Origin of the sequence: Streptomyces botrytidirepellens (assembly GCF_003721215.1) — a bacterium.
Taxonomy (GTDB): Bacteria; Actinomycetota; Actinomycetes; order Streptomycetales; family Streptomycetaceae; genus Streptomyces; species Streptomyces himastatinicus.
In genome coordinates, this window is sequence record NZ_RIBZ01000745.1 from 1 (window position 1) to 9,241 (window position 9,241).

Genomic DNA, 9,241 nt, shown 5'->3' on the forward strand with positions numbered 1-9,241 from the left:
CGCCGTACGGGCCGAGTCGCGGCCCGTACGGCGCTCCTTGCCGTGCTACGCGGTCGGCACGTACTTGTAGCCCACGCGCCGCACCGTGACGATCGACCCGCGGTGCTCCGCGCCCAACTTGCGGCGCAGCCGGGCGACATGGACGTCCACGGTCCGGCCGTCGCCGACGTGTCCGTACCCCCACACCGTCGTCACCAGCTGATCGCGGGTGTGCACCCGGTGCGGATGGGCGACGAGATGGGCCAGCAGCTCGAACTCCAGGTACGTGAGGTCGAGCGGACGCCCCGCGACCCGCACGGTCCGCTGCTCGGGGTCGATCCGCACCGGGCCTTCGTCGGTGGGGAGCGGCGTTGCGGGGGCAGGGGGTGTGGCGGGTGCGGCGGGTGCGGTCCCCTGGCGCTCCTGCTGGTCGGCCGGGACCAGCACCAGGTAGCCGATCATCGGCGGCTGGCCGGGGAGGGCGGGGACGGTGTGCGGGGGAGCGGGCAGCCAGGTGGCGCCCGGGTGCAGCAAGTCGTCGACGGGGGGCACCTCGTCGCGGGCCACGGCTCGTAGCCGCTGTCGGCCGGTGAGCGGGGGCCGCCCGGGCGCCGTGGCGGCGGGGGAGGTGGACGCGGGGGCGGAGAGGGTACGGACGTTCGTCATGGGAGTCAGCTCTTTCGCGCTGAGGGCGTCGGTGGACGTCATGCGCGCGGGCTGGGCCGAGGAGCTCGGAACGGGGAAAGGGTGCCCCTGAACCGGGCAGGACGCTGAGCGGCCGGGTGGGGCGGCGTCAGCAGCCGAGCGAGCGGGCCCGCGCAACGGATGCGCGGCAACACTCGCGGTCGAAGTGGTGCGCCTGCCGGGACGGCCAGAACGGCTCCAGGTCGAGACGACCCGTCGCGGCGTTGATGAGGCTGACCATGCCCCCTATTGAAGCAGAAGAACGGCCCGCGGCGCTCGGGCCCCGGGCAGGGTGCGACGATGCCCACCTCACCCCGCACTCCCGATGAGGAGCCCCGCCCATGCCGCACATCGTCGTCGAATACTCCGACACCCTGACCGACGCCTTCGACCGCCAGGGCTTCGGCACCGCCCTGCACCCGGTCGTCGCCAAGACCATCGACACCGCGGTGGCCGGGTGCAAGACCCGGTTCCGCCGGATCGAGGAGGCCGTCATCGCCGACGGGGCGCCCCATCTCGCCATGATCCACATCGAGGTGGCGATCCTGTCCGGCCGGGACGCCGGGACCAAGGCGGAGCTGTCCCGCGCCGTGCTGGACGTCGCACGCGCCCATGTGGCGCCGGTGCCGGGCCTGACCGTGCAGACCACCGTGAACATCACCGACCTGGACCGCGCCTGGTACGCGAAGCACGAGGAGGCCACCCCGCCGGCCTCTTAGACCCCGCGGACACCTCGGGTAGCGGAGCCAATCCGACATCTACCTATAAAGCGAGGCGAGGCGCACAATGGTGGTGCGGCGGTATTGCCGTACTGCGCGGTCAGACTTGCATGGAACGAAGGAGGCGAGTCGTATGGCCGACGTCTCACGTACCCGAGGTGATCTCAAGGGCCACCCCGACGTGTCCGAGATGCGTGAGCGCTTCGCTCGCATGATGGACGCGCGGGATGTTGTCTTCCTCGACGGACCGGTGCTGCTTGCCGGTCTGTACTTCGCCATCTCCCCCTGGGTGGTGCACTTCTCGAGCACCAGCCCCGACCTCATGGTCAACAACGTCATCCTCGGCCTGGCCATCGCCCTGCTGGGCATCGGCCTCACGTCGGCGCCGAGGAGGATGTACAGCCTGTGCTGGGCCATGTCCGCGATCGGTGTATGGATGATCATTTCTCCCTGGGTCGTTGCCAGGGGGCCGGATGCCGGAATGATCTGGAACAACGTGCTCATCGGCGCCCTCACCTGCCTGTTCGGCCTGATCGCCGCCGGTGTGGTGATGCGGAAGGGACGGGAGACCACCTGACCGAGAGCTGAACGACACGGAATCGGACGCTACGAGCCACAGCGGACCAGGCCGACGGCCTGGTCCGCTGTCGCTCGTCGTGGCCCGTCGTGGCTCGTGGCGTGTGCGTCAGCCGATCGGCTCCGGCAGCGGGACCACGTCGTAGGAGCACTCGATGAGGTCGCCGGTGGCCGGATCGCCCAGCTCCACCCGCCAGCGGTCGGCGAACTGGTCGACACCCTCCGTCATCGGGATCGTGCCGGAGATCAGCACCGTGCCCGGCACCAGGCCGCCGCGCTCGCGCAGCACCTCGACCCAGTACGCGGGCGGCAGCAGCTCGGCCAGGGTGCCGCTCTGCACCTCGGTCTCCGTGCCGTCATGGGTGACCCAGGCCCGCAGGGTCAGCTCGTCCAGCCGTGCGTCCACATCCGCCAGGCGCCAGGCGCGGGCGGCGAGCACATCGGGGCCCGCGTTCTTGCTCCAGGCCACGCCGTGCACCTCCAGCTCTCGGTCGGTGTGGTCGCAGGCGGCGGTGAGCAGCAGCTCCCCGCCCTCGGCCACGACCAGCGCCCATTCCGCCTCGCCCGAGGTGCGGCCGTGCTGGACGCTGACCCGGCCGGTCTGCTGGGCGAGGTAGGGGGAGATGGGGTAGAGGGCGGGGGTCACGCTGGGCGCGGGGACGCCCAGCTCGGCCAGTTCGGCGACATGGGCGGCCACGTCCTCCTGACTGCGTCCGGCGTAGCCCGCGTTGAGCACCTGGACGACCTCCACCTGCCGGGTGGAGCCGTCGGGGAGTTCGAAGGTCAGGGTGGGGCGGGGGGACTGCGGGGGCTGCGTCGGCTGCGTCGTCATGGGGTGTGCACTCCAGATCGCGAGGAACTTCCCTCAAGGGGGTTGCGCATACGCTCGGTATACAACAAGTATGCCGGAAGCCGTGCATCACGCAACCACCCCTCACGCACACCCACCCCCGCACCACCTCGAGGACGGACCATGCAGCGCACCTCCAAGGCCGCACCAGAACCCCGGGCCGAAGGACCCGCGGTCCGCCGCGCCTTCGTCGCCAGCCTCACCGGCACCGCCCTGGAGTGGTACGACTTCGCCGTCTACTCCGCCGCCGCGGCGCTGGTCTTCGGCGATCTCTTCTTCCCCTCCAAGGACCCGTTCACCGGCACCCTCCTGGCGTTCTCCACCTACGCCGTCGGCTATGTCTCCCGCCCGCTGGGCGGCTTCGTCTTCGGGCGGCTCGGAGACGTCATCGGCCGGAAGAAGGTGCTCATCGCGACCCTGGTGCTCATCGGCGCCGCGACCCTGCTGATCGGGCTGCTGCCCACCTACGCCACCGTCGGCGTCGCCGCCCCCGCCGCCCTGGTGCTGCTGCGCTTCGCCCAGGGCGTCGGCGTCGGCGGCGAGTGGGGCGGCGCGGTGCTGCTGTCCAGCGAGTACGGCGATCCCAAGCGTCGCGGCTTCTTCGCCTCGGCCGCCCAGGTCGGCCCTCCGGCGGGCAATCTGCTCGCCAACGGGGTGCTCGCGGGGCTGGGCGCCGCGCTGACGGAGGACCAGTTCCTGTCCTGGGGCTGGCGGGTGGCGTTCCTGCTCTCCGGTGTGCTGGTGGTGTTCGGGCTGTGGATCCGCGCCAAGCTGGAGGAGACCCCGGTCTTCAAGGCGATGGAGGCCGCGCAGGACCGCTCCGAGGCGCCGGTGCGCGAGGTGTTCGCCTCCCAGCCGCGGGCCCTGACCGCGGCGATCCTCTGCCGGATCGCCCCCGACGTGCTGTACGCGATGTTCACCGTCTTCGTGCTCACCTACGCCACCGGGGAACTGGGCATGTCGCGCGGCTCCGCGCTGACCGCCGTGCTCATCGGCTCCTCCCTCCAGATCTTCCTGATACCGCTGGCCGGGGCGCTCTCCGACCGCGTCAACCGGCGGTGGCTGTACGGGGTCTCGGCCGTCGCCGCGGGCGTCTGGCCCTTCCTCTTCTTCCCGCTGGTCGCGGGCGGCAGCTGGGCGCTGCTCACCCTCGGTGTCGTCGGCGCGCTGGTGATCCACTCGCTGATGTACGGGCCGCAGGCGGCCTTCATCGCCGAGCAGTTCTCCCCGCGGCTGCGCTACACGGGCTCCTCCCTCGCGTACACCCTGGCCGGCGTCGTCGGCGGGGCGGTCGCGCCGCTGCTGTTCACGACGCTGCTCGGGACGTACCACGCCTGGCAGCCGCTGGCGCTCTACATCGCGCTCACGGCGGTGGCCACGGTCGCCGGGCTGTGGCTGGGCCGGGACGCGGCGCCCGCCGAGGACGAGGAGCCGGACGCGGTGGCCGCACCGCAGCGGTCGTCCGCCGCGGCCCGCTGACGCACCACCCCCCGGGACGGGCAGCCGTGCCCCGCCCGGGGCATCATCGCCACGTCACCCATCGCGCCGACCAGGGAGGCAACACACCCCATGCGCATCGCACTGAGCCAGATCACCACCGGCCCGGACCCGAAGGAGAACCTCGCCACCCTGCGCGAGCAGGCCCTGCGCGCGGCGGCGGACGGCGCCCGGATCGTCGTCTTCCCGGAGGCCGCCATGGCGTGCTTCGGCACCAAGCTGGGCCCTCTCGCCGAACCGCTCGACGGCCCCTGGGCCACCGAGGTCCGGCGGATCGCGCGGGACGCCGGGCTCGTCGTCGTGGCGGGCATGTTCACCCCGGCCCCCGACGGGCGGGTCACCAACACCCTGCTGGCCACCGGCCTGGGCGTCGAGGCCGCGTACGACAAGATCCACCTGTACGACGCCTTCGGCTTCGCCGAGTCCAAGACCGTGGCCCCCGGCTCGGAGGTCGTGACCTTCGAGCTGGACGGCGTCCGGATCGGCCTTGCCACCTGCTACGACGTACGGTTCCCGGAGCTGTTCCGGGCGCACGCCGACGCGGGCGCGGTGCTGTCGCTGCTGCCCGCTTCCTGGGGCGCGGGCCCCGGCAAGCGCGATCAGTGGGAGCTGCTGACCCGGGCGCGGGCGCTGGACGCCACCGTGTGGCTGGCCGCCGTGGGCCAGGCCGACCCGGCGGCGAGCGGCGCCGAGGTTCCGTCGACGAGCGCCCCCACCGGCATCGGCTACAGCGCCCTCGTCGGCCCCGACGGGACCGTACGCGAGCGGCTGGAGGCGGCGCCCGGACTGCTGGTGGCGGACGTCGCCACCGAGGAGGTCGCCGCGGTGCGCCGCACGGTGTCCGTCCTGGCCAACCGCAAGCTGGGCACCGGCGCATGAGCGGGCGGGACAAGCCCGAGCTGGAATTCCACCGCCCCTCGGGCGCCTGGCAGGTGCCCGAGGGAGCGGCCCCGGGCGTCCGGGAGCAGACCCTCGCCGCGGACGGGAGCGGTGCGCATCGCACGGCGCTGGTCCGGTGGGAGCCGGGCACGGACACCTCGCGGTCCGGAGTCGTGCGCCATGACTTCTGGGAGGAGGTCTACCTGCTCGAGGGTGACATGCGTGACCTGACGCTGGGGCGGACCTTCTCGCGCGGCGATTACGCATGCCGCCCGCCGGGCATGCCCCACGGTCCGTGGGTCTCCGACCACGGGGTGACGATGCTGGTGATCACCTACCCGGGGACCCCGACCGGGGCATGAGGCGGCTCAGCCCGCCAGGAGCACCTTGAGTGTCGACTCCAGGTGGCCGCTGATCGCGGCGCGCGCCGCCTCCGGGTCGCCGGAGGCCACCGCGTCCAGGATCGCTCGGTGCTCGGCGAGCACCGCCTCCTGACGGCCGGTCCGGTTGTACAGCGCCACCACCCCGGCCCGGATCTGGCGGCTGCGCAGCCCGTCGTAGTGCCGGTTGAGGAGTTCGTTGCCCACCGACGCGACCATGGTCGCGTGGAAGAGGTGGTCCACGGCGATGAACTCCTTGGCGTGCTCGGGTCCGCTGAGCCCGCGCTGCCGCTCCAGCAGCTCCGTCAGCTCCTCGACCGGCACCTTCCGCTGCTCGATGGCCTGTTCGGCGGCGTAGCGCTCGACGATCCCGCGCAGCTCCATCAGTTCGGTGATCTCCCGGCCGGACAGCGGGGCGATGTGCGCGCCCCGCTTGGGCACCAACTGCACCAGGTCCTCGGCCGCGAGCAGCAGCAGCGCCTCGCGGATGGGGGTCCGGGAGATGCCGATCCGGTCGGCGATCTCCTGCTCGGTGAGGAACCGGCCCTGCATGTCGGGATCGGTCAGCACGGTCTCCTTGAGGAACGCGTACGCCTTTTCTCGTCCGGACTGCACTGGGCCCTTGCCTCCTCGCATACCACTCGTATACGAAAATTATCACGGCGGAAGGTCCCGGAGCCCGCGGCGCAGGAGCCGTCCCCGCGGTGCAGGAGCCGTTCCCGAGGTTCAGGATCCGCTCACGAGGACGACCTTGCCGGTGACCGTGCCGGACTCCGCCAGCCGCATCGCCCGCGCGGCCTCGGCGAGCGGGACCCGGGCGGCCACCTGGGCGGTGAACTCACCGCTCGCGAGCAGCGCCAGGACCTGGCCCAGATCCTCGCGCACCCGCGCCTGGTAGGCGGCGCGGCGCCGTCTGCCCGCCCACAGGTTGTAGAAGTGCGCCTTCCGGCCGTTGGGCAGCAGATTCCACAGCAGGAGCCGGGCGAACAGCTTGAGGACCGGCGCCCGGGACGAGCCGGGCACGTCCCGGGTGGCCGCCGTGCCGTACGAGACGAGCGTGCCGCCGCGGGCCAGCAGCCGGAACGAGTCCACGATGCCCTCGCCGCCGACGTGGTCGAACACCGCGTCCACCCCGCCGGGCGCCAGCTCGCGCACCCGCGCGGCCAGGTCCGGGTCGCGGTAGTCGACGGGGGTGGCGCCCAGCGCCCGTACCGCGTCGTGGTGGCGGGGCGACGCGGTGCCGATGACCGTGATTCCGGCGCGGCGGGCGAGCTGGACCAGGGTGGAGCCCACCCCGCCGTTGGCCCCGTGGACCAGTACGGTCATCCCGGCGCGGGCCCGGGCCACCCGGTGCAGCATCTGCCAGGCCGTGATCCCGTTGACCACCACCGTCTCGGCCTCGGCCGCGCCCACCCCGTCGGGCACGGCGACCAGGTCGCCCGCGTCGGCCAGGACGTGGCTGGCCCATCCGCCGACCTTGGTCAGCACGGCGAACCGGCGGCCGCGCAGCCCCGGATCCACCCCCGCGCCCGTCCCGGCGACCGTGCCCACCAGGTCGTACCCGGGCACGAAGGGGAACGGCGGCTGGTCGTAGTACTTGCCGCGGCGCATCTGCTGCTCGGCGAACGAGACCCCGGACGCCTCGACGGCCACCAGGACCTGCCCGGGCCCGGGCTCGGGCACCGGGCGGGTGCGGAGCTGGAGCCCCTCGGGGTCCACCCGACCGGGCAGGACGACTTCGGTGAGCGAGGGGAGCGAGGCGGGCGAGATGGGTGACATGGCGGGGCTCCGTCTTCTCGTGATTCCTGAGGGCTTCTAGTAATCGTGAGAACTTCTAACAGAACAATGAGGCTGTTAGTCTCGATGTGTCAAGCCCGGGGCGCGCCCATGGCCACAGCAGGGCGTGAGCGGCTCGCACGGCGCACACTGGAAGCACGCCCACCGGTGACCGGAGGTCGCGATGGAGTCCGCCGCCGAATTCGACGTCGTCGTGGAGATCCCCGAGGGGTCCCGCAACAAGTACGAGATGGACCACGAGGCCGGGCGCATCCGGCTGGACCGGATGCTGTTCACCGCCACCAAGTACCCGGCCGACTACGGCTACATCGACCACACCCTCGGCCGCGACGGCGACCCGCTCGACGCCCTGGTCACCGTCGGCGAGCCCACCTTCCCGGGCTGCGTGATCCTGTGCCGGGCCATCGGCATGTACTGCATGCGCGACGAGAAGGGCCCGGACGAGAAGATCCTGTGCGTGCCCGCCCACGATCCGCGCTACGTGGACGTCCAGGACATCGACGACGTGCCGGAGTTCGACCGGATGGAGATCACGCACTTCTTCGACGTCTACAAGGACCTCGAACCCGGCAAGTCCGTCGAGGGATCCCACTGGGAGGGCCGCGACCAGGCGTACGCCGAGATCGCCGCCTCCCGCGCCCGCGCGGGTTAGACGTCCACGCGGTCCCGCCGCATCCAAGTTCCTGAACCGTCAACCCTGACCAACGTCAGGGTCGCACCCTGCCGTTCGGCCCGGGCTCCCGGCGTCGGCCGCTCCTACGTTCGGGGCCATGCCAACGCACTCTCACCACACCGCCCGGCTCCTGGGGGCCGCGGCGCTGCTCGCCGCGGGCGCCGCGGCGGTCGTCCTGCTCTCCCCGGGCGGGCTGGGGGACCCCGGCCCCGTCGAGGTCGGACACGGAGCCTCCGCATCCGCGTACCGCGCGCTCACCGGAGCGGTGGCCGGTGTCCCCCTGGCGCCGCTGGAAGCGGCGAGCGAGGGCACCGTGGCCGTCCTCGGGCTGCTGCTGGCCGTCCTGGGGTGGACGGCGCTGCGCCGCAAGGACGCGCGCGGCATCGCCGGGACCGCCGTGGTCGGCCTCGGCGCCGTGGCCGCGTACGCGCTCAGCGAGGCCCTGAAGCTGGTGGTGGACGAGGAACGGCCCTGCCGCGCCGTACGCGGAGCCGCGGCCATCGCCCACTGCCCCGCGGCGGGGGACTGGTCGTTCCCCAGCAACCACGCCACCCTGGCCGCCGCCCTCGCGATCGGCCTGGCCGTTCTGCGGCCGCGCTGGGCCGCCCTGACCCTCCCGACGGCAGCGGCGGCGGCGCTGCTGCGCGTCCTGGTCGGGGTGCACTATCCGCACGACGTGCTCGCCGGGGCGATCCTGGGCGGGTGCGTCGTCGCGGCCGCGCTGCTCGCGCTAGGGGGTGTCTTGCCGATCATGCCGGGCTCCCGACGCCTGGCACGGCACCTCGCGGCCCCGCGCTCGTCGCACTCCGCGCCTCCCCCAGCTACCGCTGGGAGGTGCCCCCTGCGCTCTCCTCACGCGGGTTGCGAGCTACCGCACCAGACGCCGCTCGCTGATCCGGCCTCATCGACAAGACACCCCCTAGAGCCGCTCGCCGTACGCCTGACGTCAGTTGTGCTCGCGAGGCGGCGGCACGACACCGGCCTCGTGCGCCACGACGGCGGCCGCGGCCCGGTTGTCCACCCCCAGCCGGGCCAGGATGGAGCTGACGTGCGCCTTGACCGTCCCCTCCACCACATGGAGCCGACGCGCGATCTGCCCGTTCGACAGCCCGCCGCCGAGGAAGGCCAGCACCTCCCGCTCCCGGGCGGTGAGCGCCGCGACCCGCTCCCGGGCCGCGCCGCGCCGCCCGGCCAGGGCGCCGGCGCC

At 72.8% G+C, this 9,241-nt stretch carries 12 protein-coding genes and 1 pseudogene; 7 read left to right on the forward strand and 6 right to left on the reverse strand.

Annotation, left to right across the window (positions count from 1 at the left end; translation table 11 throughout):
• Positions 1-45 precede the first annotated feature (45 nt).
• On the reverse strand, positions 46-645 hold the full coding sequence (locus EEJ42_RS37895; RefSeq protein ID WP_123106717.1) for a winged helix-turn-helix domain-containing protein: 600 nt from the start codon (positions 643-645) through the stop codon (positions 46-48).
• A 127-nt stretch (positions 646-772) separates the two neighbouring features.
• Complete coding sequence (locus tag EEJ42_RS54015; RefSeq protein WP_257231808.1) at positions 773-904, reverse strand: hypothetical protein; 132 nt, start codon at positions 902-904, stop codon at positions 773-775.
• 100 nt (positions 905-1,004) lie between these two features.
• Here EEJ42_RS54015 and EEJ42_RS37900 point away from each other — a divergent pair, with 100 nt between their 5' ends.
• Both EEJ42_RS37900 and EEJ42_RS37905 read left to right on the forward strand, forming a co-directional pair.
• On the forward strand, positions 1,005-1,382 hold the full coding sequence (locus EEJ42_RS37900) for a 5-carboxymethyl-2-hydroxymuconate Delta-isomerase (protein WP_123106718.1): 378 nt from the start codon (positions 1,005-1,007) through the stop codon (positions 1,380-1,382).
• Positions 1,383-1,515: 133 nt separating this feature from the next.
• On the forward strand, positions 1,516-1,959 hold the full coding sequence (locus EEJ42_RS37905) for an SPW repeat protein (RefSeq protein WP_123106719.1): 444 nt from the start codon (positions 1,516-1,518) through the stop codon (positions 1,957-1,959).
• A gap of 108 nt (positions 1,960-2,067) precedes the next feature.
• On the opposite strand, the gene EEJ42_RS37910 is transcribed toward EEJ42_RS37905, so the two are convergent.
• Positions 2,068-2,790: a DUF2848 domain-containing protein gene (locus EEJ42_RS37910; protein WP_123106720.1), complete on the reverse strand. Its 723-nt coding sequence runs from the start codon at positions 2,788-2,790 to the stop codon at positions 2,068-2,070.
• A gap of 141 nt (positions 2,791-2,931) precedes the next feature.
• Between EEJ42_RS37910 and EEJ42_RS37915 the strand changes: the two genes are divergently transcribed.
• The 3 genes from EEJ42_RS37915 (at position 2,932) to EEJ42_RS37925 (ending at position 5,546) form a co-directional block, all read left to right on the forward strand.
• On the forward strand, positions 2,932-4,287 hold the full coding sequence (locus EEJ42_RS37915; protein ID WP_123106721.1) for an MFS transporter: 1,356 nt from the start codon (positions 2,932-2,934) through the stop codon (positions 4,285-4,287).
• A gap of 90 nt (positions 4,288-4,377) precedes the next feature.
• Positions 4,378-5,184: a carbon-nitrogen hydrolase family protein gene (locus EEJ42_RS37920; protein WP_123106722.1), complete on the forward strand. Its 807-nt coding sequence runs from the start codon at positions 4,378-4,380 to the stop codon at positions 5,182-5,184.
• Entirely contained in the window at positions 5,181-5,546 is a 366-nt protein-coding gene (locus tag EEJ42_RS37925; protein ID WP_123106723.1) for a cupin domain-containing protein, read from the forward strand. Before EEJ42_RS37920 ends, EEJ42_RS37925 begins: the two co-directional genes overlap by 4 nt.
• A gap of 6 nt (positions 5,547-5,552) precedes the next feature.
• On the opposite strand, the gene EEJ42_RS37930 is transcribed toward EEJ42_RS37925, so the two are convergent.
• Together EEJ42_RS37930 and EEJ42_RS37935 are read right to left on the reverse strand one after the other, a co-directional pair.
• Positions 5,553-6,179, reverse strand: coding sequence for a GntR family transcriptional regulator (locus tag EEJ42_RS37930; protein ID WP_123106724.1), 627 nt, complete (start codon positions 6,177-6,179; stop codon positions 5,553-5,555).
• Positions 6,180-6,290: 111 nt separating this feature from the next.
• Complete coding sequence (locus EEJ42_RS37935) at positions 6,291-7,343, reverse strand: medium chain dehydrogenase/reductase family protein (RefSeq protein ID WP_123106725.1); 1,053 nt, start codon at positions 7,341-7,343, stop codon at positions 6,291-6,293.
• A gap of 181 nt (positions 7,344-7,524) precedes the next feature.
• Between EEJ42_RS37935 and EEJ42_RS37940 the strand changes: the two genes are divergently transcribed.
• Both EEJ42_RS37940 and EEJ42_RS37945 read left to right on the forward strand, forming a co-directional pair.
• Positions 7,525-8,013, forward strand: coding sequence for an inorganic diphosphatase (locus EEJ42_RS37940; protein WP_123106726.1), 489 nt, complete (start codon positions 7,525-7,527; stop codon positions 8,011-8,013).
• Between the two features lie 118 nt (positions 8,014-8,131).
• Positions 8,132-8,764, forward strand: a pseudogene (locus tag EEJ42_RS37945) (phosphatase PAP2 family protein); the annotation flags it as partial.
• Positions 8,765-8,980: 216 nt separating this feature from the next.
• Here the strand turns inward: EEJ42_RS37945 and EEJ42_RS37955 are convergent.
• The coding region (locus tag EEJ42_RS37955) for a response regulator transcription factor (RefSeq protein ID WP_148082172.1) at positions 8,981-9,241 on the reverse strand (261 nt) is incomplete at its 5' end.